The organism is Arthrobacter sp. FW306-2-2C-D06B, assembly GCF_021789175.1.
GTDB lineage: Bacteria > Actinomycetota > Actinomycetes > Actinomycetales > Micrococcaceae > Arthrobacter.
The window spans coordinates 2486229-2512805 of the sequence record NZ_CP084560.1; the positions used below are offsets into that span (position 1 = coordinate 2486229).

24 protein-coding genes are annotated in these 26577 nt (G+C 62.0%); 11 read left to right on the plus strand and 13 right to left on the minus strand.

Features of this window, described 5'->3' with window-relative positions:
• The first annotated feature begins 74 nt into the window (after positions 1-74).
• From LFT47_RS11625 to LFT47_RS11640, 4 genes are all read left to right on the plus strand, one after another.
• Positions 75-461, plus strand: coding sequence for a HesB/IscA family protein (locus LFT47_RS11625; protein ID WP_059390004.1), 387 nt, complete (start codon positions 75-77; stop codon positions 459-461).
• Between the two features lie 182 nt (positions 462-643).
• Complete coding sequence (ctaC, locus tag LFT47_RS11630; RefSeq protein ID WP_236810886.1) at positions 644-1516, plus strand: aa3-type cytochrome oxidase subunit II; 873 nt, start codon at positions 644-646, stop codon at positions 1514-1516.
• A 10-nt stretch (positions 1517-1526) separates the two neighbouring features.
• A complete protein-coding gene (gene ctaD, locus LFT47_RS11635; protein ID WP_059390002.1) occupies positions 1527-3245 on the plus strand; it encodes an aa3-type cytochrome oxidase subunit I in 1719 nt (572 codons plus the stop codon).
• Positions 3242-3643, plus strand: a complete 402-nt coding sequence (locus LFT47_RS11640; RefSeq protein WP_236810888.1) for a cytochrome c oxidase subunit 4 — start codon at positions 3242-3244, stop codon at positions 3641-3643. The genes ctaD and LFT47_RS11640 overlap by 4 nt, the downstream gene beginning before the upstream one ends.
• A 99-nt stretch (positions 3644-3742) precedes the next feature.
• Here LFT47_RS11640 and LFT47_RS11645 read toward each other — a convergent pair whose 3' ends face one another.
• On the minus strand, positions 3743-4036 hold the full coding sequence (locus LFT47_RS11645; protein ID WP_236810890.1) for an HPr family phosphocarrier protein: 294 nt from the start codon (positions 4034-4036) through the stop codon (positions 3743-3745).
• 164 nt (positions 4037-4200) lie between these two features.
• Between LFT47_RS11645 and LFT47_RS11650 the strand changes: the two genes are divergently transcribed.
• Positions 4201-4992: a GntR family transcriptional regulator gene (locus LFT47_RS11650; RefSeq protein WP_236810892.1), complete on the plus strand. Its 792-nt coding sequence runs from the start codon at positions 4201-4203 to the stop codon at positions 4990-4992.
• A gap of 94 nt (positions 4993-5086) precedes the next feature.
• Here LFT47_RS11650 and qcrB read toward each other — a convergent pair whose 3' ends face one another.
• The 4 genes from qcrB to ctaE all read right to left on the minus strand — a co-directional run bounded on the left by qcrB (position 5087) and on the right by ctaE (position 9423).
• Positions 5087-6760, minus strand: coding sequence for a cytochrome bc1 complex cytochrome b subunit (gene qcrB / locus LFT47_RS11655; protein WP_236810894.1), 1674 nt, complete (start codon positions 6758-6760; stop codon positions 5087-5089).
• A complete protein-coding gene (gene qcrA / locus LFT47_RS11660; protein WP_236810896.1) occupies positions 6738-7808 on the minus strand; it encodes a cytochrome bc1 complex Rieske iron-sulfur subunit in 1071 nt (356 codons plus the stop codon). The genes qcrB and qcrA overlap by 23 nt, the downstream gene beginning before the upstream one ends.
• Before the next feature lie 99 nt (positions 7809-7907).
• On the minus strand, positions 7908-8696 hold the full coding sequence (gene qcrC, locus LFT47_RS11665) for a cytochrome bc1 complex diheme cytochrome c subunit (RefSeq protein WP_236810898.1): 789 nt from the start codon (positions 8694-8696) through the stop codon (positions 7908-7910).
• Positions 8697-8784: 88 nt separating this feature from the next.
• Positions 8785-9423: an aa3-type cytochrome oxidase subunit III gene (gene ctaE / locus LFT47_RS11670; protein ID WP_236810900.1), complete on the minus strand. Its 639-nt coding sequence runs from the start codon at positions 9421-9423 to the stop codon at positions 8785-8787.
• Positions 9424-9571: 148 nt separating this feature from the next.
• Between ctaE and trpD the strand changes: the two genes are divergently transcribed.
• On the plus strand, positions 9572-10630 hold the full coding sequence (gene trpD, locus LFT47_RS11675) for an anthranilate phosphoribosyltransferase (protein ID WP_236810902.1): 1059 nt from the start codon (positions 9572-9574) through the stop codon (positions 10628-10630).
• Between the two features lie 23 nt (positions 10631-10653).
• Here trpD and LFT47_RS11680 read toward each other — a convergent pair whose 3' ends face one another.
• Positions 10654-10935, minus strand: a complete 282-nt coding sequence (locus LFT47_RS11680) for an Lrp/AsnC family transcriptional regulator (RefSeq protein ID WP_078108932.1) — start codon at positions 10933-10935, stop codon at positions 10654-10656.
• 61 nt (positions 10936-10996) lie between these two features.
• A complete protein-coding gene (locus LFT47_RS11685) occupies positions 10997-11395 on the minus strand; it encodes a DUF3054 domain-containing protein (protein WP_236810914.1) in 399 nt (132 codons plus the stop codon).
• Positions 11396-11548: 153 nt separating this feature from the next.
• On the opposite strand from LFT47_RS11685, the gene LFT47_RS11690 reads away from it, so the two are divergent.
• Positions 11549-11923: a VOC family protein gene (locus tag LFT47_RS11690; protein WP_236810916.1), complete on the plus strand. Its 375-nt coding sequence runs from the start codon at positions 11549-11551 to the stop codon at positions 11921-11923.
• 118 nt (positions 11924-12041) lie between these two features.
• Positions 12042-12461 carry a VOC family protein gene (locus LFT47_RS11695; RefSeq protein ID WP_236810918.1) on the plus strand — a complete coding sequence of 140 codons (420 nt, stop codon included), beginning with the start codon at positions 12042-12044 and terminating at the stop codon, positions 12459-12461.
• 64 nt (positions 12462-12525) lie between these two features.
• Here the strand turns inward: LFT47_RS11695 and LFT47_RS11700 are convergent, their stop codons facing one another.
• Positions 12526-14052 carry an LCP family protein gene (locus LFT47_RS11700; RefSeq protein WP_236810920.1) on the minus strand — a complete coding sequence of 509 codons (1527 nt, stop codon included), beginning with the start codon at positions 14050-14052 and terminating at the stop codon, positions 12526-12528.
• A gap of 119 nt (positions 14053-14171) precedes the next feature.
• On the opposite strand from LFT47_RS11700, the gene LFT47_RS11705 reads away from it, so the two are divergent.
• The 3 genes from LFT47_RS11705 to LFT47_RS11715 all read left to right on the plus strand — a co-directional run bounded on the left by LFT47_RS11705 (position 14172) and on the right by LFT47_RS11715 (position 19794).
• A complete protein-coding gene (locus LFT47_RS11705; RefSeq protein ID WP_236810922.1) occupies positions 14172-14804 on the plus strand; it encodes a LysE family translocator in 633 nt (210 codons plus the stop codon).
• Positions 14805-14884: 80 nt separating this feature from the next.
• Positions 14885-16960, plus strand: a complete 2076-nt coding sequence (locus LFT47_RS11710) for an Ig-like domain-containing protein (protein ID WP_236810924.1) — start codon at positions 14885-14887, stop codon at positions 16958-16960.
• Positions 16961-16989: 29 nt separating this feature from the next.
• Positions 16990-19794 carry a helix-turn-helix transcriptional regulator gene (locus LFT47_RS11715; RefSeq protein WP_236810926.1) on the plus strand — a complete coding sequence of 935 codons (2805 nt, stop codon included), beginning with the start codon at positions 16990-16992 and terminating at the stop codon, positions 19792-19794.
• Here LFT47_RS11715 and LFT47_RS11720 read toward each other — a convergent pair.
• The 5 genes from LFT47_RS11720 to LFT47_RS11740 form a co-directional block, all read right to left on the minus strand.
• On the minus strand, positions 19782-20276 hold the full coding sequence (locus LFT47_RS11720; RefSeq protein WP_236810928.1) for a GbsR/MarR family transcriptional regulator: 495 nt from the start codon (positions 20274-20276) through the stop codon (positions 19782-19784). The genes LFT47_RS11715 and LFT47_RS11720 overlap by 13 nt on opposite strands.
• Positions 20277-20322: 46 nt before the next feature.
• A complete protein-coding gene (locus tag LFT47_RS11725) occupies positions 20323-21945 on the minus strand; it encodes an ABC transporter permease (protein ID WP_236810937.1) in 1623 nt (540 codons plus the stop codon).
• Positions 21945-22928 (minus strand): ABC transporter ATP-binding protein, encoded by a 984-nt coding sequence (locus LFT47_RS11730; RefSeq protein WP_236810939.1) that lies wholly within the window; start codon positions 22926-22928, stop codon positions 21945-21947. Before LFT47_RS11730 ends, LFT47_RS11725 begins: the two co-directional genes overlap by 1 nt.
• 69 nt (positions 22929-22997) lie before the next feature.
• Positions 22998-23681, minus strand: coding sequence for an alpha/beta fold hydrolase (locus tag LFT47_RS11735; RefSeq protein WP_236810941.1), 684 nt, complete (start codon positions 23679-23681; stop codon positions 22998-23000).
• 78 nt (positions 23682-23759) lie between these two features.
• A complete protein-coding gene (locus tag LFT47_RS11740) occupies positions 23760-26492 on the minus strand; it encodes a LuxR C-terminal-related transcriptional regulator (RefSeq protein ID WP_236810943.1) in 2733 nt (910 codons plus the stop codon).
• Between the last annotated feature and the right edge of the window lie 85 nt (positions 26493-26577).

The window sequence follows — 26577 nt, forward strand, 5'->3', positions numbered from 1 at the left end:
AGCCCGCACGTATTTGGGTAAGGGCAGGCCGCGCGAAGGCGCAGCCGCCAAGAGCTTCATAAGAAGGTAGGCCAATGAGCACTGCAACCAACGAAAACAGCACCGGAGCGCAGCTCGCAGGCGGCGAGCTTCCTGAGCACGAGGTCAAGTTGACCGATGTCGCCGCAGGTAAAGTCCGGAGCCTTCTCGAACAAGAAGGCCGCACGGACCTGCGGCTCCGCGTCGCTGTTCAGCCGGGCGGCTGCTCGGGCCTGATCTACCAGCTCTATTTCGACGAGCGCCTGCTTGACGGCGATGCCGTCCGCGATTATGACGGCGTCGAAGTGGTTGTCGACAAGATGAGCGTGCCTTACCTGAGCGGTGCCAGCATCGACTTCGAGGACACGATCTCGAAGCAGGGGTTCACCATCGACAACCCCAACGCCGGCGGGTCTTGCGCCTGCGGCGATTCGTTCCACTAACCCGGGCATTCGCAGACTGTTGGCCCAGTTCAGGAACGGGTTGAACCCGTGCCGACGCACTGGGCCAGCATGTCGGCGAAAACCGCTCGGTAGCGGTAAGCTCTACATCGGGTAGTAAAACTTTAGTGTGCCCGGTGGGCTTCCGGCCGGCCGGGCTGCAGCAACAAGAGGAAGGGCCGTCTGTGAGTTCGCAGAACCGAACCGGCAGCCGACGCATAAAGATCACCTCGATCACTGGCTTGGCACTAGCCGGCGCGTTGGTTTTGACCGGATGTTCACCAGAGGTAGAAAAAGGCTGGTTGCCCACGGAACGTGGCACCACCAGCAACACCGATCGGATCATGGACCTCTGGGTCAACTCATGGATCGCCGCCCTCGCCGTCGGCATTATTACTTGGGGCCTGCTGGTCTGGTGCATCATCGCCTACCGCCGCCGCAAGGGCACCACGGGTTTCCCGAAGCAGCTTAGCTACAACCTCCCTCTGGAGGTCTTTTATTTGACCATTCCGCTGTTCATGGTGCTGGTGTTCTTCTACTTCACCGATCAGGACCAGCGCGCAATCGATGACCGCTCCCAGGCGGCTGACGTCACGATTGACGTCCGCGGCAAGCAGTGGGCTTGGGACTTCAACTACGTGAAGGGCACGGTCATCACCGAAGACCTTCACGAGGCCGGCGTTCAGGCGCACCTCACGGGCAACAACGTGGACAAGGACAAGCTCCCCACCTTGTACCTGCCGGTCAACAAGTCGGTTGACCTGGAATTGAACTCCCGCGACGTCATCCACTCTTTCTGGGTACCCGCCTTCCTTCAGAAGCGCGACATGATCCCCGGCAAGACCAACTACATCAGGTTGACCCCCACCAAGGAGGGCACCTATGACGGCAAGTGCGCCGAACTTTGCGGTGAATACCACTCAGAGATGCTGTTCCGCGTGAAGGTCGTTTCCGAGGCTGAGTTCCAGGCTCACATGGACCAGCTTCGCCAGAGCGGCAACACCGGTCTTCTCGATTCGAAGTACGACCGCAACCCGAACCTGAACGCAAAGAATTAAGGGAAGCGACGTGGCTACTTACACTCAATCCGCCGGAGTCCTTGACGCTCCGGTAGTACCGAAGTCCAAGGGACGCATCGTCGTCAACTGGATCACCTCCACCGACCACAAGACCATCGGGTACATGTACCTGATCGCGTCCTTCGTGTTCTTCTGCCTGGGTGGTGTCATGGCGCTGCTGATCCGCGCCGAGCTCTTCGAGCCCGGCATGCAGATCCTGCAGACCAAGGAACAGTACAACCAGCTCTTCACGATGCACGGCACCGTGATGCTGCTGATGTTTGCGACGCCGCTCTTCGCGGGCTTCGCGAATGTCATCATGCCTCTTCAGATCGGTGCCCCCGATGTTGCCTTCCCGCGACTGAACGCACTGGCCTTCTGGTTCTTCCTCTTCGGCTCCACCATCGCGGTGTCCGGCTTCATCACCCCGCAGGGTGCCGCCTCCTTCGGCTGGTTCGCCTATGCCCCCTTGTCGGACACGACTTTCACCCCGGGCGTGGGCGGAGACCTGTGGGTCTTCGGCCTGGCTTTGTCCGGTTTCGGAACCATCCTGGGTGCCGTGAACTTCATTACCACGATTATCTGCATGCGCGCTCCCGGCATGACGATGTGGCGCATGCCGATCTTCACGTGGAACACCCTCGTGACGGCAATCCTGGTTCTCATGGCCTTCCCGCCGCTCGCCGCCGCTCTCTTCGCGCTCGGTGCCGACCGCCGCTTCGGCGCACACATCTTCGACCCGGAGAACGGCGGGGCTGTCTTGTGGCAGCACCTGTTCTGGTTCTTCGGCCACCCGGAGGTTTACATCATTGCGCTGCCGTTCTTCGGCATCGTGTCCGAAATCTTCCCGGTGTTCAGCCGTAAACCGATCTTCGGCTACAAGGGCCTGGTCTACGCGACCATCGCCATTGCCGCCTTGTCGGTTACCGTCTGGGCACACCACATGTACGTCACCGGATCGGTGTTGTTGCCGTTCTTCTCCTTCATGACGATGCTGATCGCGGTACCCACCGGCGTGAAGTTCTTCAACTGGATCGGCACGCTGTGGCAGGGCTCGATTACTTTCGAGACTCCCATGCTCTGGAGCATCGGCTTCCTGGTCACCTTCCTCTTCGGCGGCCTGACCGGCATCATCCTGGCCTCCCCGCCGCTCGACTTCCACGTCTCGGACTCCTACTTCGTCGTAGCGCACTTCCACTACGTCGTCTTCGGAACTGTCGTGTTCGCCATGTTCGCGGGCTTCTACTTCTGGTGGCCCAAGTGGACCGGAAAGATGCTCAACGAACGCCTCGGCAAGATCCACTTCTGGCTTCTGTTCCTGGGCTTCCACGGCACGTTCCTGATCCAGCACTGGCTCGGCGTCGAGGGCATGCCCCGCCGCTACGCGGACTACATGCCGCAGGACGGCTTCACCTGGATGAACCAGTTCTCCACCATTTCGTCCTTCGTGCTCGGCGCCTCGCTCCTGCCGTTCTTCTGGAACGTCTACATCACCTGGCGCAGCAACAAGAAGGTAGAAGTGGACGATCCCTGGGGCTTCGGCGCTTCGCTCGAGTGGGCCACGTCCTGCCCGCCGCCGCGACACAACTTCACCTCGCTGCCCCGCATCCGTTCCGAACGTCCTGCCTTGGACCTCCACCACCCGGAACTCGCCCAGCACCACACTGCACAGAGCCCCGAGCCGGCAGCAAAGGTGCTCGGCAACGCTGACCAGAAGGACGCCAAGTGAAAATCGAATCATGGATTTTTGGAGCCGGGACCTTTTTCTTCGTCCCCGTCGCACTGGCCTACGGCTTCCTGACCCACTGGTCTGAGTGGGTCGGAACCCTCGGCATTCTCCTGGTCGGTGGCCTGGCAGGCATGATCGGCGGCTACCTCGGTTTCACCGGCAAGCGAGTCGGCATGCGCCCGGAAGACCGACCGGACGCTGAGATCCACGAGGGCGCCGGCGAACAGGGACACTTCAGCCCCTGGAGCTGGTGGCCGCTGGTCCTCGGCCTGGCGTGTGCCGGTGGATTCCTTGGCCTTGCCGTAGGTTTCTGGATCACGTTTGTCGCAGCCGGCCTGGCCCTCGTGGCCTTGGTCGGTTGGGTCTTCGAATACAGCCGTGGAGACCACGCGCATTAGAAGTACGTGAACAACGACGGCGGGCCCCACCAATTGGTGGGGCCCGCCGTCGTTGTATCCGGATGTCACATGAGGCGCACGCTCGGCACGATTGCCGGCTCACTGCCCTTCTACGGCCTCCAGGACGGCCGAAAGCGCAGCCAAGGCATCGTTGACCTCGTCAAGCGTGCGGCCGGCTTGCAGCGCTTCTCCGGAGACCGACAGCACCACCTCGCACCCGTGGCCGAAGTCTTCGGTCATGACCTCAAGCAAAGACCGGGCATCCACCGCTTGCTGGCCGGGCTTACGAATCGTCACGGGAAGGCCCGTGGCCGTCACAGCCCGCACGAACATGGCAGCAGCCCGTGCATGGAGACCGATCTCTGCGGCGACGATGGCTTTGTGCTCGGGCAAACCGGCTCCTTTGGTTCGGACGGCCAGATGCCGACTGCGATTTTGATCCATACAAGCCTAGCGCCGCAACACGACGGCGCCGTCCGCGGAGATCAGCTGGTCTAGACCTGCCCGCGGATTGGCCTACGCTTATTTCATGAGAGATTTCGTTGCCGGAGACCGTCGTGCCCGCTGAGGCAGCACGTATCGCGGGGGAGATCGACCGCAAGAGCGGCACTCCCATCTACGTTCAACTGCGCGAGATCCTGCGCAGCTACATCTCCGAGTCCTGCAAGCCCGGTGCGGCGTTGCCTTCGGAGCGCGACCTCTCCGAACGGTTCGGACTTGCCAGGATGACGGTGCGCCAAGCCATTGATGCCCTCGTCGGCGAGGAAGTCATTGAACGCGTGGTTGGATTGGGAACTTTCGTCCGCAAACCGAAGCTGGACCTCCAGGTGAAGCTCACGTCGTACAGCGAAGAAATGCAACGCCGCGGCATGGTTCCGGCGGCCAAGGTCCTGAGCTTTGAACAGATCTCGGCCAGCGCCTTCCTGGCGAGGGAACTCCAGCTGGAGGAGGGGACGCCATTGGTCCGCTTCAGGCGGCTCCTCCTGGCAGACAACGAGCCCATGAGCGTGGACGAGAACTTCATCCCTGCCCACCGCGTGCCAGGTCTCTTGGACGATGCGCCCCCCACGTCGCTGTACAACGTGCTGAGTGAGAAGTACGGACTGGTAATGGAGTGGGGAGAGGACATGATCGAAGCAACAGCAGCCTCGCCATCAACGGCGCGGCTCTTGAACGTGGACGTCGGCACTCCGTTGCTCAAGATTCAGCGCCACGCATTCGTCGCACGCGCGATGGTGGACTACTCCGTCTCCTACTACAGGGCAGACCGGTACAAGTTGTGGGTCCCGTTGCAGCGTCCGGGCGTCCGGTCCACGCGAAGCCAATCCACGGGGTACCGCACCCACTAGATCAAAGCATCCAGGACCGCCCGCTTGAAGGCCCGAAGAAAGAGAGAAGGCCCCGTCCACATGGACGGGGCCTTCTCTGTGCTATCTGCTGGAACTAGTGGCTAAGGCTCTTGTGCTCTTCGCCGGACTCGATGGCCTCATGGTGGCCGTGTCCGTGGGCAGCTTCAAGCTCTGCCGGCGTTGCCGGAGCAACACGGTCTTCGAAGAACCACCTGGACAACGCCGCGCGGCGTTTCTCCTTCGGGGTGACGACGCCATGCTCGTTCGGCTCGGCCGGCAACGGGGATGGCGATTCGAAGCCCACAAGCTTGTAGTGCTTGTAGTCATCCAGTGGTGCGTGAACCTCAATGAACTCACCATGCGGCAAGCGCACGATGCGGCCCGTTTCACGGCCGTGCAGGGCAATCTCGCGGTCCTTGCGCTGCAGAGCAAGCGCCACGCGCTTCGTCACCATGAACGCGATGATCGGGCCGATGAAGAACAGCGTGCGCAGCCAGTAAGTGACGTCGTTCAGGGCAACGTGGAAGTGCGTTGCGATGAGGTCGGAGCCGGCCGCTGCCCACATGACGCAGTACCAGGTAAACCCTGCTACGCCGATGGCAGTACGGGTAGGTGCGTTGCGGGGACGGTCCAGAACGTGGTGTTCACGGTTGTCCTTGGTAATCCAGCGTTCGATCCACGGGTACATGAACAGCACCGTGAAAATGATGCCGGCCGGAACCAATGCAGGCAGCAGCACATTCAGCGTCAGCACGTGGCCGAAGATGATGTATTCGAAGTGGAAGTCGTTGACAACGCCAGGCATGAGTCGCAAGGCGCCATCGACGAAGCCGATGTACCAGTCGGGCTGGGTACCTGCCGACACAGGGGAGGGGTCGTACGGCCCGTAGTTCCAGATCGGGTTGATCGTGAACATCGCAGCCATGAGTGCGACAACACCGAACACGATGAAGAAGAAGCCGCCGGCCTTTGCGGCGTAAACCGGTCCCAGGGGGTAACCCACGACGTTGCCGTCGTTGCGTCCCGGGCCGGGGTACTGCGTGTGCTTGTGCACAACCACCATGAAGAGGTGGATGACGATCATGAGCAGAATCATGGCCGGCACGAGCAGGATGTGCAGCACGTACAGGCGCCCGATGATGGCTGTACCCGGGAACTCGCCTCCAAAGAGGAAGAACGATATGTACGTTCCGATCACAGGGATGGACTTGATGACACCGTCGATGATTCGCAGGCCGTTGCCGGAGAGCAGGTCATCGGGAAGCGAATATCCCGTGAAGCCTTCGGCCATGGCCAGGATGAGCAGGACGCCGCCCACCACCCAGTTCATTTCGCGCGGCTTGCGGAAAGCACCCGTGAAGAACACGCGCAGCATGTGCACACCAAGCGATGCCACGAAGAGCAAAGCCGCCCAGTGGTGCACCTGGCGGAAGAACAAGCCACCGCGAATGTCGAAGGAAATGTTCAGCGACGAGTTGTACGCGACGGACATTTCGACGTTGGTCAGCGGGGTGTACGAACCCGTGTAGTGGGTCTCAGCCATGGACGGGTCAAAGAAGAACGTCAGGAAGGTACCGGACATGAGGAGAATGACAAAGGAATACAGCGCCACCTCACCGAACATGAAGGACCAGTGGTCGGGGAAGACCTTCCGGCCGAATTCACGCAGGATTCCGGATCCGCCGACGCGCTCGTCAACGAAGTCCGTGATCCGGCCAACCTTGGTTTTGGGTACGAAGGGGACTTCAGCTGTTGATGAGGCGCTCATGCTCGTCACGCTCCCAGTAACTCGGTCCTACAGGTTCTTTGAAATCGCTCGTGGCTACGAGGTAGCCCTCAGCGTCCACCGCGATGGGCAGCTGGGGGAGCGGACGGCTGGCGGGGCCGAAGATAACCTTGCATTCCTTGGTGAGGTCGAAGGTTGACTGGTGGCACGGGCACAGCAGGTGGTGCGTTTGCTGCTCGTAAAGAGCAACCGGGCAACCGACGTGGGTGCAGATCTTGGAGTAGGCAACGATTCCGTTGTAGCTCCAGGTTTCGCGGCCCTTGGAAATGCTCAAGTCATCCGGGTTGAGGCGCATGAGCAATACGACGGCTTTTGCCTTCGCGTTGAGCTTGCCCTCCTGGAGTTCGTTGAGGCCTTCCGGGATCACGTGGAATGCGGAACCGATGGTCACGTCCGATGCCTTGATCGGAGTTCCGTCAGGGTCGCGGGTGAGGCGCTTGAGCTTGCCGTCCTGGGGAGCCCACATGGTGTGTGCGAGCGTGTTGTCGGGACGGGGACCAAGGTCACCGAAAACTGCCAAAGCCGGAAGAGGCGCCAGTGCCACGGCACCCAAAAGGGTGTTGCGGATCAGCGGGCGACGCTTGATGCCGGTTTCCTCGACGATGTCCTCGACGATTCGCACGGCCGCCTGCCGGTCTTCCTCGGTGCGGATGGCGTGGCGCTCTTCCGAAACCTCGTGGTCCGGCATGAGGGCCTTGGCCCAGTGCACGATGCCGGTGCCGATGCCGAGCATCGCAAATGCGGTGCCCAGGCCAAGCAACAGGTTTTGGGTGCGGATCGTTGCGATCGTGGAATCTTGCCCAAGATCGATGGCAAAGTACGACACCAGGAAGATCACCGTGCCGATGACCGAGATGCCAAACAGTATGGCCACCTGTCGCTCGGCTCGCTTAGCGGCTCTCGGGTCCGTGTCAGCCAGGCGCAAACGGTGCGGAGGAAGCCCAGGATCCTGGAACTTCTCCACATCATTCTGACCAGCCGTAGCTACGGTGCCCGAGTGGTTCGGACTGCCGTCACTATGGTTGCCCATAATTCGCCTCATCCTTCTCTCGTTGTCCCGGCCGTAACCGGGTTGATGTTCAATTCAAAACTGCTGTGGGGACAGCAGAAGTTTTTGTCGTGCGCTGGCCTAGGACGTGCGGGACGTCAGCCAGATGGTGAAGGCGATGATGACGCCGAGGCCGGCAACCCAGACGAAGAGACCTTCAGATACCGGACCCAGGCCTCCGAGGTCGTTTCCACCAGGCGAGCCGTTGGTTTCGATCTTCTTCAGGAAGGTGATGATGTCGCGCTTGCCCTCAGGGGAGATGTTGGCGTCGTTGAAGACGGGCATGTTCTGCGGACCTGTGGCCATGGCTTCATAGATGTGCTGGCCCGAGACGCCAGCCAGGGCCGGAGCGAACTTTCCACGGGTCAAGGCACCGCCTGCGGCTGCAGCGTTGTGGCACATCGCGCAGTTCACGCGGAAGAGTTCGCCACCCTTGGCGGCATCTCCCTTTTCGTCGAGCAACGATGCGTCGGGAATTGACGGGCCAGCGCCGAGCGAAGCGACGTAGGCCGCGAGCTGCTGGGTCTGCTGTTCGTTGAACTGCCGCGGCTTTTCCTGGGCCTGGGGTCCGTTCATCTGCATGGGCATACGGCCGGTGCCAACCTGGAAGTCAACTGCAGCAGCACCTACGCCGACCAGCGAGGGGCCGTCCTTGGATCCGCTGGCGCCCATGCCGTGGCAGGTGGCGCAGTTGGCGGCGAAGAGCTTGCCGCCTTCCTGGGCGTCGCTTGCGCTGAAGGTAGTGGTGTCTGCCTTCGCCTGGTTGACCGTTGTGGCAACGGCGTAGAGCCCACCAGTGACGAGGAGTCCCATCAGCAGCAGCGCAATGGCTGCCAGTGGATGACGTCGCTTCTGCGAGAGTGCCTTCACGTGGTGGTTCCTTTATTCGATCCTGCGTCGGCTCCGCGAGCCGCTTCTTTAAAATTCATCCTCTTGTGGAACAAGAGTGGGTGCCGGGCTACTTCAGTACGTAGATGACCAGGAAGAGGCCGATCCACACAACATCCACGAAGTGCCAATAGTACGAGGTGACGATTGCCGAGGTCGCTTCAAAGTGTCCGAACTTCTTGGCGGCGTATGCGCGGCCAATGATGAACAGGAAGGCGATGAGGCCGCCGATGACGTGGAGACCGTGGAAGCCGGTTGTCATGTAGAACGCGGAGCCGTATGCATTGGCCGAGAGCGTCACGTGCTCGGACACAAGCATCGCGTATTCGGTGGTCTGCCCGGCAACGAAGAAGGAGCCCATGATGAACGTCAGGATGAACCATTCGTTCATGCCCCAGCGGGTGAACTGCAGCACACCACCTCGACGGCGCGGCTCAAGTCGTTCGGCAGCGAAGACGCCCATCTGGCAAGTGAAGGAACTCGACACAAGGACGATCGTGTTTACAAGCGCAAACGGGAAGTTGAGCTTGCCGGTTTCTTCCGCCCACAAGGCGCCCGACGTGGAGCGCAGCGTGAAGTACATGGCGAAGAGACCGGCGAAGAACATCAACTCACTGGAAAGCCACACAACGGTTCCAACGGAAACCAGATTGGGGCGATTCAGCGTCGGGTGCGCCGGGGTACTGGGGGCATGGGTCGCAGATGTCACAAGGACATTATGTCTGTAAAAGTCCGGACTTCCCAACGCGAACCGCCATTTGGGGAGACTTTTTCTACAAACACGCGAATTCGCGCGGAAAAGTTCCCGGCCTCCTTAGCATTGGTCACGGAGCAGGGTGGATCGCTAGCATCAAGTGGTGACTTCACAGGCATCTGCAGAGCAGGCAAGCAACTCGTGGCCCGGACTCATCTCCGCATTGATCAACGGGCATGACCTCTCGGTCGGGAACACCGCGTGGGCCATGAACACGATCATGTCCGGAGAAGCCGCCCCCTCCCAGATTGCCGGCTTCCTCGTGGCCCTGCGCGCCAAAGGGGAAACGGTCGAGGAAGTCACTGGATTGGTGGAGGCAATGCTCTCCAACGCCAAGCCCGTGAGCATTCCGGGTGAAAAGCTTGACATCGTAGGCACCGGCGGCGATCGGCTGAACACCGTCAACATCTCGACGATGGCTGCCCTTGTGGCGGCCGGCGCTGGAGCACGGGTCGTAAAGCACGGGAACCGGGCGGCATCGTCGTCGTCGGGCTCTGCAGATGTCCTGGAAGCCTTGGGCGTGAGGCTCGACTTGCCGATCGAACGCGTTGCCCGCAACGCCGAAGAGGCAGGGATCACCTTCTGTTTCGCCCAGGTATTCCACCCTTCGTTCCGGCATACCGGTGTTGTCAGGGCGGAACTGGGAATTCCCACGGCCTTCAACTTCCTGGGACCAATGACCAACCCTGCCCACGTCCAGGCTTCAGCCGTGGGTGTTGCCAACGCCACCATGGCTCCTTTGATCGCCGGAGTCTTGGCGCGCCGGGGGAGCCGCGGATTGGTGTTCCGCGGGGAAGACGGACTCGATGAACTCACCACCACCGGACCATCCACGGTGTGGGAAATCAGGAACGGGCACGTCACCGAGCAGCGGTTCTCGCCGGCCGACCTTGGGATCGCCGCGGCGACCGTCGCCGATCTTCGAGGCGGCGACGCCAACGCGAATGCCGCCGTCGTGCGCGAAGTACTTGACGGGAAGCCGGGCCCGGTCCGCGATGCCGTCGTGCTCAACGCCGCCGCAGGCCTGGTGGCCTTCGATACTTCTGCCGACGGGTCGTTCCTGGAACGAATGAAGTCGGCCTGGCTGCGGGCTGCGGAATCCATTGATTCCGGGGCGGCTTCAAGGGTCCTCGACACGTGGGTCGGACTCAGCCGAAGCTAGCCGCGGCGCCAGGATTCCGGCCGTTATTGCTCGAAGCCGAGCGAAAATGCGGCGTCCAGATCATGCTGTGAGTAGGCGCGGAAGGCGATGTGCGTGGTGGTGTGAACCACTGCGGGAACCTTGGATAGTTTGTCGGCGATGACGTCCGCCAACTCCTCGTGCTTCGCCACGCGCGCCACGGCAATAAGGTCCCATTCCCCGGTGACGGAGTAGACCTCGCTGATCCCTTGGATGGCGGAGATCTCTTCGGCCGTCTCCGGGATGCGTGAAGCGTCGGTCTTGATCAGGACAAAAGCGGTGATCACTGGGGGCGGCCTTTCCGAAGTGCAGCAGTGGACGTAGCAAGCCTAGTCCATCGGCGGGTGCTTAGGACTGGCGGCTCCGTCGACGGACCCGCACCACAAGGGCGATCACGGCGCGGTAGCCAAGCAGCAGGATCGCCAAGCTGATCAAGGCGACAATGATGAATGCGAGAACCACGGTCTGGCCGGTGGCCGCACGCAAAAGCATGCCCCCGGCCACGCTTCCGATCCATATGCCGACGCCGGCCGGCCAGGTCTTGAAGGGTGCCTTCCAAGCCCGCACAGCGAGCCAACCGATCACGGCACCGGCAAGAAACGGCCAAGCCGTGGCAAAGACCCCGGTCAGCACATCGGCACGCTGGTGTGCGTCGCGGCCAATGGCCGCGAAAACAAGAATGAGGATTGCGTCTGCCAGTCCGGCGATGAGGGCAGTGCGGACCAGGGCGGATTTTGCAGAAGGCATGGAAACGACACTATCCCGCACTGATGCCGAACTCGAACCGAAGCTCCTACGCCGCCACCGGGCTCTTGATCCCGCACCTCTTGAACCAGCATTGAGTACCGCGGAAGATGTGGCTACGACTCTTGAATCGACGTCGATCCCCGGAGGTACAACATGAGGTTGATCCAGGTTGCCCAGCGGGCGGTGGACCTCGACCGCGCATCCGCGTTCTACTCCCGACTGCTGGGCAGTGAGCCGACGGGAAGATTCGATCCGCCCGGCCTGCTCTTCTTCGATCTCGACGGCGTCCGGCTTCTCCTGGATCGCGGCGCTCCGTCGTCGCTGATTTACCTTGAAGTAGCCGATCTCCGGCTCTCTGTTGAAGAGCTCCGCGCCTCCGGGGCAAAGATCGTCCAGGAACCACAATTGGTCTATAGCCACGTCGACGGAAGCCTTGGGCCGGCCGGGACCGATGAATGGATGGCCTTCGTCAAGGACAGCGAGGGCAATACAGTGGGCCTCGTGGGCCGCGAGGCAAGCGGCAGTTAGGGAGCGGACAGCCGCCGTCGGGCAGGAAGGAATTACCTGTGGATGGTCCCGGCGAGCGCTGTTAGCATGACGAAAAGGTAGCTGATCGCGCTGCCCCCAAACACTGAGGAGCCATGTCATGACCACGAACCTCAACCCCTACATCAGCTTTCGGGACAACGCCAAAGAGGCAATGACTTTCTACCAGTCGGTCTTCGGCGGCGAACTGACCCAAAGCACGTTCGCGGAGTTCCACGCGAGCGAAGACCCCGCCGAAAGCGACAAGATCATGCACTCGGCACTCAAGACAGACAACGGATTGCTGCTCATGGCCGCGGACACCCCCAACAGCATGGATTACAGCCCGGGAAACAACATCTCGGTGTCGCTTAGCGGCGACGACGAAGCGGAACTTCGCGGCTATTGGGACGGACTGGTCGACGGCGGGACGGTCACCGTGCCGATGGAGAAGGCGCCGTGGGGGGACATCTTCGGGATGCTCACTGATAAGTTCGGCATCGCTTGGCTGGTCAACGTTTCGGGAGAGCAGCCTCAGTAACGCGAAAACAGAAAGCGCCCTCCGCCCCGCAAAGCGGGACGGAGGGCGCTTCTGTCTTCTGCGGCTATCCGACCGGGTTGGTCGTCTGGCAGGTCTGGTCCTGGGCGGTCTGGGCGACGACATCGTTGGGCTTGGGGGCCGGCAGCGTCGGCTTGTCGCCTGTGGCGAAATCTTGACCTGCGTAGAGCTGGACTCCCTGGACACTGGCGACCTGCTGCACGCTCGTCGCCGGCAACCCGAACATCGCGGCGACATCCGCGGCAACATCGGCAAAACCAGCACCGTAGTAGACCATGGTCTGTGGCCTGGCATCGGCTTGGATCTTGGCCAGCTTCGTGAATCCACCGGCGGAGAGCAGCGATCCGATCTCCTGGCTCCTGCCGGTCACGCCCGTTCCATTGGCGACGGTGATCGGTTGAAGCGCCTTGTTGTATCCGGCCTTCGGAGCTTCGGTGGTTGGAGCAGCGGATGCAGCGGCACTTGGTGCGGGCTGGCTCAGGTCGGGGCTCTTCGTCAAGGCGGCAAAGAAGTTGCTCGCCGCCGGTTGGTCGAGGTCGAGCCGGTTGGGATCGGACGCCGCCGGGACGTTGGGCACGGTGATGAAGTTGACCTTGGCCGGGTCAATGTTCTTGAGCCTGCCCGCGATGGTCAACAGTGCCGGAACCGAGGCGAGACCGTTGTCGACGGTGAGGTTCTTCGTGACTGTATCGGCGATGCCCAGCATCTTCTGGGGGTTTCCGAGCGTTCCGTCAGCTTTGAGCTTCCGCACGAGGGAACCGAGGAACGACTGCTGCGCCTTGATCCGTCCGAGGTCTCCGCCATCGGAAAATGCGTGGCGGGTGCGCAGGAACGCCAGGGCCTGGTCGCCTTCCACCTGTGAGGTGCCCTTGGGCAAATGCAATCCGGAGTCGGGGTCGTTGACGGCAGTGCTCACGCAGACGTCGACGCCGCCGACGGCCTTGGATAGTTCGGTCACTGCGTTGAAGTCGGCCATCATGAAGTGGTCAACTTCCAAACCCGTGAGCTTGTTGACGGTGTCAACAGCGCAGCCGATTCCAGCCTCGGCCATGGCGCTGTTGATCATCGCATTTTGCCGTTCGGGGTATTGCTTGCCGGTTTTGTTGTCAGTGCAGGCCGGGACGTCCACCAACAAGTCCCGCGGGAAGCTGATCACGTTGACATGGTTGTTGTCCGCGGAAATATCCAGCAACATCATGACGTCGGACTGGCCGTAGCCGGAGGATTGGTCGGTAGTACCGAACTGCCCGTTCTTCCCGCTTCGGGTATCAGTACCCAGGACGAGGATTTGAAGCCGGTCCTTGCTGTCGTCCACCGGTCCTTCCGTCCTGATGCCTCCGGCGCCGAGTGCGGACGATGAGATGTTGGACTGAAGGCGCCATACCCAATACCCTCCGAACGCGATGACTGCGATCAGCAGGACAGCCACTGCGGCGCTGGTGATTTTGAACCAGCGGGGCGAGCGGCGAAAGCTGAACCGCCGGCTGCGGGCAGCCAGCTTTCCCTGGCCCGGGTAGGCAACAGGGGGTGACTGACCCGGCTCCGGGCTGGGTGCATCGTGGCGAGTGACCAAAAGGGGAACTACCTCTCCAGGGGAAATACGGACGGCCCTATTGTAGCCGGGGGGTCTGGGAAGCTTCCGTGAGGCCCGCGGCACCCAGTGCAGATACCGCGCAATGATTCAATGGAAACATGACTCTGAGTTCACTTGCGGCGTTCGTCGGATTGTGCGTGATTTTGGCGCTCACACCTGGCCCGGACTCGTTGCTCGTCCTGAGGTACAGCCTGTCAAACGTCAAGGCCGGCCTCTCAGCGGGCCTCGGTTCCTCGCTTGGCAGCATCTTTTGGGCAGGGCTTGTCGGCATTGGATTGGCAGCCATTCTGGAGCAGTCGGCCGAGGCCTACCGGGTAGTGAAAATCATTGGTGGCCTATATCTGATCTATCTCGGGATCAGCGCCTTTATCCACAGCCGGCGCGGGCATCCCACCCGCCAGGCACAGGATGCCCCGGAGAACGGCCCCAAACTGCGCTCGAGTTTCTTCGCAGGACTTGTTTCGTGCATGCTCAACCCCAAAGTCGGCCTGTTCTTCCTCGCTGTGGTGCCCCAATTCCTTCCTCCCGGTGAAGCATCCCTTGGGCAGACGATGATTCTCGGAATCATCGACTTCGCAATTTCGATGCTCTACCTCGGAGTCTTGTCTTTGGTGGCAACCAAGGCCGTTCTCTGGCTGAAGAAGCCATCTGTGACGAAGGCACTCGAACGGACGTCTGCCGCGATCCTTACGGCGCTTGGCCTAGGGACCGCGGTTTCAGCAAACAGTTGAGCTGGGGTGACCTATTCGTTGTGAATAGTATTTGATCCCGCCCAAGGGGCTGGCAGCGTCGCGTACCTAGTGTTCCCGGTATGAGGCCTCTTCCAGTACGCAAGCCGTTGGCTGTGCAATTGTCCATGTTCCTGCTCGCGAGCGCCGTTGGAGCTCTGGGACTCAGCGTTCCTCCTGCAAGTGCTGCGCTACCAGCCGTGTCCGTCGCTCCGGATCCAACTCCCACCAAACTGGACTTCGCCAACGTCAATGGAGACACGTGGATCGTGCCAGCCGGTGTGCGCTCCATCGATGTCCGGGCCTGGGGCTCCGCCGGCGGCGGTGGCGGACCAGTCAATATTCCTGGTACCGCTTTTGTTGTGAGCAATGATGGTCCCGGCGGAGCAGGGGCCGACATTCGCGCCCGGCTGCAGGTGACGCCCGGCCAGGCACTGAAGATTTACGCTTCAACACCTGGCGGGGGAACAGGGTCGCGACACAACCCAGGCGGCGGGGGCGCGGGTTTCATTCGCGGAGGTTCAGGTGGTACCGGATCCCTCGCCGGATCTGCTGGTGGCGGTGGCGGCGGCGCGAGTGCCGTAGTCGACGTGCAAGGGACGCCGCTTGTTGTCGCCGCCGGTGGGGGCGGCGGCGCAGGCCACGGAGCTGCTTTCCTGTACTGCAACGGCGGTGCCGGCGGCGCCGCCAACCAGAATGGCCAGTCGGCCGACGGGTGGTGCGCTGGCGGGGCACCTGGCGCTGACTCTGGAGTTATCGGGCCTGCCGGCGCGGCGGGAACCAGCGGTGGCGGAGCCGGAAGTTCGTCCAGCGGCGGCGGCGGAGGCGGTGGCGGCGGCGGTTGGCTAAGTGGTTCAGGTGCTCTAGGCAGCCGCGTAGGTGGCGCCGGGGGCGGTGGTGGCGCTGGCGGCAGCAGCTACGTCGACCCCACCGCAAGCAACGTGATCAGGGGCTACAACGCGGGTAGCGGCTGGGTCAGCGTCTGGTACACCCCCGACTACGCGACAACGACTAGCGTCATCTCGACAACGAATCCTTCCATCTTCGGCACTCCCGGCGGCTACGTCGCAACAGTCGTCAACTCCGACCTCCGCGGAGTGGTTCCAAGGGGCGAGGTTGCAGTTATGGACAATGGCGGCACGGAGCTGGTAACCGCTCCTGTTGACGCCGCTGGAACTGCCAACATCAGTGCAATCGACCTACCCGCGGGTTCCCACGATCTCACCTTCCAGTACCGGCCACGCAACACCGATTCCTACAAATTCCAGTCCTCCGCGGCACCCTTGACCCAACTCGTACAGCCTCTCGCAACGCGGATCGTCAATGCGACGGTTTCCGCCGACCTCCTGAGCAAGCCCGCTACGATAACGGGCACGGTTTCGGCTGATATGGCCGCGGCGGCCGCGAAGGTCGCGACCGCTTCGAGCGCTCCTTCTCCTGCCGTGCCCACGGGGCAAGTGACATTAAGTTCGAACGGCGATGTTCTTGGGACGGCCCCGTTGGATTCGCGAGGTGACTTCACCACCGCAATCCCCTGGGCTGAGGGTAATCGCACAGTTCAACTCAGCTACGACGGTGACACCAACTTCAAGCCCGCTGAACCGGTAAAGGTTCAAGTGAACGCCGCGCGGGCCCAACCGACGGTCCTTCTTGTTCCATCGTCGATTTCCGTCTCGGAAGGCCGGACCGTGGACCTACGGGTAAATGTCACGGCGAGCAGCGCGCTTCCGGTGCAGCCTGGCGGAACCGTCATTCTGACAGTTGACAACCAGGTCCGCCTGGCCGCGGTGACCCTGGTCTCCGGCTCGGCCGCTGTCACCCTTCCGGCGTTGTCCACGGGGAACCACGAAATAACGGTGGAGTACTCAGGCGACGCCTATTTCCTGCCCGCCTCGGGAACGCCGGCTTCGGTCACAGTGACGGCTCCGGTCGTGCCAACGGTGCCGGCATCACCCCGCGCGCCGGGCATGGCGTCGTCAACCGTGGTCTTGCCCGCGGCATCGACAGCGTCGGTTGGCAACCTGGCGTACACCGGGTCCAACGGTCCGGTCTTCACAGGATTGGGTCTCGGGGCCGTTGCGGCGCTCGTTCTGGGTCTGTTCCTCCGACTTTGGAGTCGACCTCGACACATTGGCAGAACCCGCGGCCCACAGGGATGAAAAGGCTGATCTGCAAATAATATGGCGGCATGACGTCACGTACGGTCGTACATCCCGCTCTATCAAGCGATGACACTCCCGCCGCTGTACTGAAACGCACACGCCAGTACCGTGGCGGGATTGTTGTGCTCACTGGGATTCAGGGGATAGGAAAAACGACGTGGTGCTTGCAGTTCATGGATGCCCTAAGGCGGGCAAACGTGGTGGCGTGCAGTGCGGACACTTTTGAAAGCAGCCTTCCACTCTCCTTTGTTGACAAGCTTCTTGTGGCCTTGGGCCATCGCGAGGCCGAACCCCTCTCGGATCCAGTAATTGCCGCCCGCCAACTATTGTCTGCGCTAGCTTCCCGGCCGAAGAACATTAGTTGCATTGTCGTAGACAATGCCCAATGGATAGATGAACGCTCCGCCAAGGCCCTGCGGTTCGTGCTGCAGAGACTCGCCGACGACAGGATCACAGTTGTCTTGGCAGGTGTTTCAGGGCCCGGTACCGCAGCCATCGATCGGATGGTGGCTGATGACCTGTCCTGGGGCTTTATCAAACGGGTCAACATGGAACCACTGAGTCCGGAACAGGTCCAGGATTACGTGGCGCGGGTCTGGGATCGAACCATGTCGGCGCGTACGGCTGAACGGCTTCGATGGAGCACCGGAGGTACTCCCTTGTTGATCAACGCCGCAATGGAGCACGCCGCCGGGCCCGTATATTCCGCCCAGAACCCCTGGCCCGATGCCCTGCCGTATGTCGCCCCCGGAAACAATCCCTTTGCCGCCATGCTCGACGCATTGGAGCTTGGACCTGTCCGATCCGTCGTCGAGTTCGTGTGTGTCAGCCGCGACCCGATTGAACAAGAGCGCTTGCAGCGGATTGGCTTCGCTTTGAATGAACCAACGGATGTCGCGGCAGCATTGGCGAGCGGGCTGGTCCGTGGCACACGGGTCGGGCAGACCGTGCAATTGCGCCCGTTTCATGATCTGCTCGCTGTCGGGGTGCGGGACAACCTCAAGAGCCACCGCTTGTCTTCCATCCACCGCGCGATTGCAGGCGAACTCGATGATCCGAGACTTGCTCTGCAACATCGATTGCTGGTGCAGGAACCCGGGACGGTCGCACTCTATGCGGATGTGACCTCCGGCGTCGATCACGCTTTGGCCGATGGCCAGCCGGAACTCGCGTTGCAATACCTACGCTCGGCGATGGACAGGTTCCACGGAAGCCGCCGGGACGACTGCATCATCGAAGCCTGCGTCATTGCGTCCGTCCACCATCGCATTGCCGAAGTGATGGACCTTCTGCCTCAGGTGCAATCCATGCGTCCTGGCGTAGTGCGGGACTTCGCGCTGTTGCAGTTGCTTCAAATGAGGCCGGATCTGGACCGTGTCGGCCAATTTGCCGAAGAGCTGATCGCGAAGGAACTGAACCACCCTGACGAGGCCCTGCTGCGGGCCCACATTTCGTTGGCGATAGTCGTCTCGCGCATGGTCTCCGAGGATAAGTCCTCCACCGCCGTCGCCGTCGCCCAAGCGCACCGATTCCTGGAGCAGCTGAGCCGGTCCAAGGGCGCAGTCCTCGACCCTAGGCTTCGGCACCTGCCCTCAGGAGCGGACTTGGGCCTGCAATTCGATGGATTCAACCTCATCGGTGCGAGCGGCACCCAGGATCCAAACCTGATCTCGAAGGCTTTCGTGTCGCTCAGTGCACGGATCGCTGGTGCGAACGACAGTCCTGCCTTGGCCGACGCATTGACCTGCAGAGCCGGCTTCCTCAGCGTGACCGGTGGCATCGAACAGGCCACTGTCGACCTGGAGAGGGCCATGGAAGTCTCGGCTTCGACCGGGGCGGGCCTGGCAATCGGGCACACCAGGGTTGTGCTCGCATACTGCTATTTCCTGCTGGGAAGGGTGCAGGAGATGCTCACGGTGGTCCGCACGGCGCAATTGCTTTCTCTGGATGTCAGCGATGTCTCCTCCCGCCCCCTCGTCTTCTCGATGTCCGCGGTCCTCGAGGCATTACAGGGCCGTTCGGAATCATACGAAGCTGCGTTGCGCCGCGCGGAAGAAGTCCGAATCAGCGAATATGACACTTTCGGAGTCGAACTCAGGGGCCTCGCAAAGCTCGAACGGGCCCGTTCCTTGGCCGAATGGCAACAACAGCTGGACGCATCAGAGGCGATCACATTAGCCACGCCATCGACACACAGTTACAGGATTGACGCCTTGGCTGGACTGGGTCGTGCGGAGGAAGCGGACAGGTTGTTGCAGGCCTGCAAGGATATGAATGGTCGCGGATGGTGGCCGGTGTATGGCTCGCTGGACTGGTTGGAAGGCAGGGTCAGAGAAGCGTATGGACTATCCAGCCGGGCGGCCAAGTTCTACCGGCTCGCGGCGAAGGAATCGCGCTTCCCTTTGGCGCAGGGCATTGCCCACCTCGACCTTGGCCGGCTGCTCATCTCGATGGGAAACACGAAGGCCAGTGCGACCGCCCTGAGGGGTGCCGTAAGGATCTTCCTTGCACTCGGCGCCGCGCCGTACCTCAGCCGTGCGATGAAGTTGCTCGACGGGGTGAGCGACAGGCCTGGCAATCCGTACCTACAGGCATTCGAGTCCCTTACTGGACGGGAACGGGAAATCGCGTTCTATGCCGAACGAGGCATGACCAATAAGCAAATCGCCGCCCAGCTATTTGTTTCGCCCGCCACGGTGAACTTCCATATCCGGAATGTCCTGGCCAAGCTCGGCCTCCGCTCTCGGCGGGAACTCGGCCAGCTATTCAGTGCCGGCTTTGAAGGCTCCGCTCCGAGCCAAGCCCGCACGCCCTTGCGTCATCCCTTCTGATCATCGCGGCGCTTCCAGTCATCGCGCTGCTTCTCCCATTCGGTCATGAGTTCGGGAAGCCGGGCATCCAGGAATCTGTAGAAGCTCGCCATCTCCTCCAGCCGGCCGGCTGCCGTGGAGGTGCGGTCACCAATTGTTTTGCTTGCGGCGTCGGCGAGGTCGGCGAGCGCGCGGTAGACCGGACGTTCCTGGGCGAACGCTGCCAACCAGGAATTCGGCGGAACCTCGTAACGGTCCCGGCGACTGCCGGGCTGGGCCACCCTCCTCACGATCGCTATGGATTGCAGATACCGCACCGCACCGGAGATTGCTGCTGCGCTGACACCGAGCACCTCACCCAGTTCGAGTGCAGTCAGCCCCCCGTCTTCCGTGACAGTCAGTGCCATGAGAACGCGGGCAGGCATCTTGGGCATGCCGGCGGCAGTAAGGATGGCGGCCGATTGTTCGGCCGCCTCGCGAAGTGATCGTTCGTCTCTGGCCATTCGTTGCTTTCCTTTCTCGGCCCGCCCGTCCGGCCGTTCCTCGGCGCTAAGCCGTGTTCAGTTCGCGCCGCTTCATGCCCGCTGTCGCCACAATCGCGACCACCACCGCGATGCACAACATCCAAAAGCCTCCGCTCCAGTCCGTGGAGGTGCCGATCGGCACGGGGGAGTGGGTGAACGGTGAAATGTCGCGAATCCATTCAGGCATGCCCACGAGCCCGCCGAACAGCCCGAATACCGTGCCCAGGCCCAACAGGGTCCACCCCAGGCCAACCGTCCACCCGGGCAGCGCGACGAACACGAGCGCCAGCACGCTGAGGTACAGCAATGCTGCCGGCAGCTGGGCTGCTGCCGCGGCGAAGGAGTCGCCGACGCGCGCAGAGTCGTCGCCTACTGCCACGGCGCTGAGCCCGGACGCGGCCGCGCCACTGAGAAGCACCAGCACGATTGAAGCGGTGCCCACAGTAAGGTAGCCAATCAGCCACCGGGCTCGTGATACCCGCGTGGCGAGCACTTGCTCAGCTGTTCCGACGGCCTCTTCCTGACGCATCCTGATGATGACCTGTGTTGCGCAGGCGGCGGCAAGCACGCCGACCATGACGAAGATCGCCGAGATAAAGAGCTGGACGAGCGAACCTTTGCCTCCGGGAATGAGGCCTTCCATGATCTTCTGCACATTTGGGTCCGCTGTTGCCGCGCCGGCGACCGCGTGGGCAAGGCTCCCCGTAAGCAGGCCTCCGAATGCGCTGCCAACGCACCAACCCACTACTGTGGGCCACTGCAGTCGCCAAGCGAGACCCAGTGACGTGGAGAGGGAGCTACGGGCGTCAACGCGGCCGAGGCGGCCGGCGAGCAAGCTGGCGCCGCTGTCGCGTTGTGCCTGAAGAAGGAACACGAGCGAGAGAAACGCGACAGTGAGCGCCAGGTTGAGCAGCAGGGGAGTGAGAGTGTTCGCGTCGTAGGCGAGGGTTTGCTGGCCCCAGCCGATGGGCGAGGCCCAACTCCACCATGCCACCGTCATGTGGAGGTGGTCGGACGAAGGGGTGCCGAGGGCGTCACCGATCCCACGGATGACGTATGCGGCTGTGACTGCAGCCGCGGCCACGCCGTTCGCGCCGCGGGAGGTGCGCATGAGTTGGGCGGCGAATAGTCCGACCGCGAGGAAGGTGAGTCCGACGGCGGCCGTCGCGCAGCCTGCGACGAACGATCCCTTGGCGTCCAGTCCGCCAGCAATGAAGGCGAGCGCCACGAAGAGCCCGATAGAAACATTGACGAGGGCGCCGTAGATGATCGTGGCTACCGTGGGCAAAGAACGGCCGGCAGGAGTCGCGGCGAGGAGTTCAGCCCGCCCGGACTCCTCCTCGGCCCGCGAGTGCCGTACCGACAGGAAGGTGTTCATGAGGCCGGCGAGCACGGCGATGAACGTGAAGATTTCGAAGAAGACGAATTGATCAAGGCCCGCTCCTTCGGGTGTTCCCCGAAGCATCAGAATGCTCGGGTTGGCGACGGCGAGCTGCAGGATGTTCTCGCGTCCCGCGGGGTCGCCGTACGTCTTTTCAACCGCGGAGACGGAGAAAAGGGCCAGTAGTGCGATGCCGATAATCCAGATCAGCAGTTGCAAGCGGTCGCGCCGCATTCGCTGGAGGAGCAAAGTGACCAAAGTGCTCATCACACGCTCGCCTCCTTGGCGGCTTCCCGACGTCGGGCCTTGCGCGAGGGGCGCGCCGCGAGCGACGCTTCGGCCGGATTGAGCTCATCACCGTAGTGGCGTAGGAACAGCTCCTCGAGCGACGGCGGAGCGATCCTCAGGCCTTTGACGTCTAGTTCAGTGAGCACGGGCAGCAGGGACGAAATCTTGTCGCTGTCCACGGTGAAGCGGGCACGGCCGTTGACAAGGGCTACGTCGTGCACGGATGGAATGCGGGCTATGTCGGCATCGGTCAGCCCGTTGCGTGCAAAGGACACCTCGGTGCGGGTCAGGTGGCGCAGCTCCGCAAGGGTTCCGGATTCCACCGTCTTGCCGGCGCGGATGATGGTCACCCGATCGCAGAGCTGCTCGACCTCGGACAGGATATGGCTCGAGAGCAGTACGGTGCTGCCTAGCGAAGCCGCTCGCCTGATCTCCTGGTTGAAGACGCCTTCCATGAGTGGATCGAGCCCGCTGGTGGGTTCGTCGAGAATGTACACGTCAGCCGGCGACACAAACGCGGCTACCAGGGCTACTTTCTGGCGATTGCCTTTCGAATAGGACCGGCCCTTCTTGGACGGGTCCAACTGGAAGACTTCGATGAGCCGGGCCTTGCGCTCAGCGTATGCCGCCTTGTCGTCCGTGCCGCCGCGCAAGCGGCTGAGCAGGTCGATCGCCTCGCCACCGGAGAGGTTGGGCCACAGGCTGACATCGCCGGGGACGTAAGCAATGCGCTTGTGCAGTTCCACCGCGTCAGTCCACGGGTCCTTGCCGAAGACCGTCGCGCTTCCGCCGCTGGCCCGGGCAAGGCCAAGCAACACCCTGATGGTGGTGGACTTGCCCGCGCCGTTGGGGCCAAGGAATCCATGCACCTCCCCGGCGTCGACAGAGAGGTCGAGTCCGTCGAGTGCGCGAACCCGTCCATAGCGTTTCTCAAGGCCCCGGGCCTCAATCACTGTGTTCATGTTTCGAACGCTACGCTCGATTCACAAATTTGTGAATGTTCTTAACGGAACCTTAACGCGGAGGCGGGCTCAACCTACGGAGGCAGCAGCCTTCCTGATAACGTCGGCGACCACCTTCGGCCGCGACACATAGACGGCGTGGCTTCCTGGCGTCTCGCTCACCGTTGCGCCTATCCGCTCTGCCATACTGGCCTGCGCCACCGGTGGGATCATTTTGTCCTCGGTGACATGGAGGTACCAACTGGGCTTCACCCGCCAGGCGGCTGAGGAAACGACCCCGCCGAGTGCTTCCAAGCCCCAGGGGACCTGGGCGTCGGCCATAAATGCCGCTTCCTCGGGGGTGACGTCGCCAGCGAAGGACTCATGGAATTTATCGCGGTCGAGGAAGAGGTATCCGTCGACGGGAGGCAGGATGGGTGGCTGCGGGCCGTCGGCTGGGAACGTCCCAAGCAAGGAGTTCACTGACTCGCCTTGGTCCGGGGCGAACGCGGTGATGTAGACAAGCGCGGAGACCTTTTCGTGATTACCTGCTTCGGTGACGACGGCCCCTCCGTACGAATGACCCACGAGGACCACAGGCCCATTCGCTTCGTCAATCACTTGCAGGGTGGTTGAGGTGTCGTCGGCGAGGGACTTTGTCGGGTTCTGCACGACGCGCACTTCGAAGCCATCTGCCGTCAGCTCGTCGTACACACCCCGCCAGCCTGTTCCGTCGACGAATCCACCATGAACGAGGACGATTGTTGGTTTCATGCTTTGCTCCTAACAGTGTTGGACAGGAGCAACGCTAGGCTTCCGTTCGCCCGTGGTAATCCGTCAATTGACGTACATTCAAGGACGTAGATTGTTCGGGCCGGCCGAGAGGGCGTCACGCAAGCCGGCCCGCGTCGAGATCCCCAGCTTCGAGAAGGTACGCGAAAGATGAGTGGAGACAGTCCGCGGTGACAGGAAGAGGGACTCGGCGATCTGTTTGTTCGAGAGGCCCGTCGCCGCGAGGTCGGCAACCGCGGATTCTTGGGGGGTCAGCACGCCGGAGCGCGCCTCGGGTGAGCCAAGTGCGCGAAGTTCCCGATCCGAGCGCAAAGCCCACGCATTGGCACCCAGCTGAAGAAACATCTTCCTCGCTTCGCCGAGTTGGATCTTGGCGGCGGAGCGTTCCCGCCGGCGTCGAAGTTCCTCTCCGAACAGAAGCCGGATCCGCGCGTGATCGAACCGCCAGTGCTCAACGTCCGGGGTGGCAAGGGCGGACTCGAACTTTTCGTTCCAGTGAGGGCCCTCGTCCAACAACCCGTGGGCGGCCAAGACAAGGGCACCCAACCGCGAGGAGTGGCTGGCGACTTCAGTACTTTCCAACGCCCGCAGGTGCATTTGTGCCTGGGTCCTGCGTCCCGATCGCGTGCCGGCTTCAATGAGATCGAAAGCCGACCAGATGGCGTGTGGGATGTACGGCGGAAGAATGCCCGGCGGGCTGATCGTCGCCGCATGGGTGAAGGCTTCTTCGAATCGGCCGGCCGGCAATGCCGTGAGGCACCGGATGTGCGACGAATAATTCGCGAGGGCGACAAGCCGCCGGGGCGCAGCCCAAACAAGGAGATCTTCGGCGGTGCTATGAGCGAGGGCTTCCTCTCCATGGGCCGCCTGGACGAGTGCCAACAGGAACCTGGCCGGTGCGGTGGTCAGTGCGTAACCGTGTTCTATCGAGAGGTCCATGCCTTCTTGGACCACCACCTCCAGTTCGTCCCAGCTGCCACTGAAGTAGTCGTCATTGGCGAGTAAAAAGAGCGCTTGAATGGCGGGAGTGATGGCTTCGCCTCTGCGCCCGTCTTCGACAACTTGCCAGAGTGCCTCGCGCATGGCTCCGAGAGAATCGATGTAGGCACCAGCGGTGGCGAAGCGAACTATGTGCAGAGGATCGGTAACGAATCGAAGTCGATCAATCGCGCGATGAAAGCGCTCGATCGCTGCCCCCTCAGCGTGAGCCGCATCGACGAAGAGGTCGATCTGAAACTGGAGTACTTCCGGCAGGCTTTCGGGTGACGCCTGAGCCAAGAGAGTTTTCCAGAAGTCCCCATTACCCGCGAAAAAACCGACCAGGACGAGTGTGTAGAGAGCTTCGGCATAATCACGGGCATCCGCATCCGGCTCGGACGTTCCCGGTGCCAGGGCGGCAAGCAGGAGTCTGCGTGCAGTTGCAACGTCCCCCTCGCTGTTGAGCAGGTTGTACGTCACAGCGATGACGGTCGCCAGCTGTGGTGAACGGGATTGGTTGCGAAATGATTCGGCGAGCAGAGCCGGACTTTCTCCGATTGTCCCGTCAATCGATGATCCAAGGTATGCCGCGCGTGCCACTCGGCGCTCACGGCCACTGATGGACGGAGTCAGTTCCGCAGCCTTGAGCATTGCAGCGGTAGCCCGGGTGCCGTCGCCAATCTCGAGGAACCGCTGGGATACGTTTTCGAGAAGCGCCGCGACTTCCTCATCGGGGCCCGTTGCCGCCTGTCCGAGGTGCCAGGCCCGCCGAACAGGATCGCTGGCGAAGGCATCGGCGAGGGTTGAGTGCACGCGCCGGCGCTCTTCGTCCGTCGAGCGCTCGAACACGGCCGAGCGAATCAGAGGGTGACGAAATTCCCAACGCCCGGAACGGGAGTTGAAACGGACTATGCCGGCGCGCTCAGCGGGCGAGAAATCATTGTGGCCGGCGCCCGTTGGAAGGCATTTTTCGATGGCCATCCTGTTCTCGGCGCCGGCAAGAACGACGAAGAGCAACAGATCACGCGTGTGCGGAGGCAGGGCCGACAGGCGGTCTTCGTAAAGCGATTTCAGCCGGTTCGTGAGCGGAAGCATGCTGGGCATCTGCTGTGCGCTGGGGTATTTGAGCGCTGCGGGGAGCTCAAGCAGTCCGAGCGGATTGCCGAGCGCCTCACCTTGGATCCGCCGTCGAACGCTTGCGGGGAGAGCCGGAAACCGATCGACAAGCAGAGCGTCCGCGGCGTCGTCGCTTAACGGAGGTACAAGGAGAGACGGAAAGCCGCTCCGGACGAAGACCTTGTCCTCATCCAGTCGTGCTGCCGCAAGGATCTTGGCCGATACCCCGCGAAGACGGCGGCCAAGGTAGGTCAGCGTCATGGCGGAAAGCAGGTCCATCCATGGCGAGTCATCCACCATCAGGAGCACTGAGTCCGATTTTGCGGCGGTCAGTTCCACGAGGGAAAGCGCGGCGGCTCCCGCAACGAGGAGGCCGGGCATCGCGCCTGTCCGAAGTCCGCAGATGATGCCGATCGCCTCCTGGTGATCCGGCGCGAGCTGGGGGAGCGAGTCGATCAACGGGAGCAACAGCTGGTTGACCGTGCTGTACGGAAGTTCGGCTTCAAACTCAAGGGCACGCGCGCGGAGCACTCGAGTGCCGTTCATTTCTGATCGATCGCCGATGAATTCAAGCAGGGCCGATTTCCCGACTCCGGGTTCTCCGGTGACCATGAGGAGGGAGTCACGTCCGGACTCGTTCAGGAAAGCATCGATCCGCTCGACCTGGACATCCCGACCATGCAACGTTGCTTCAATCAACGTGAGTCTCCGACGCGCGGCCTTCACCCATGAGGAAAGGTTAGGAGACGAGCTGAAGCGTGACAAGGATTTGCTCGTGACGGCC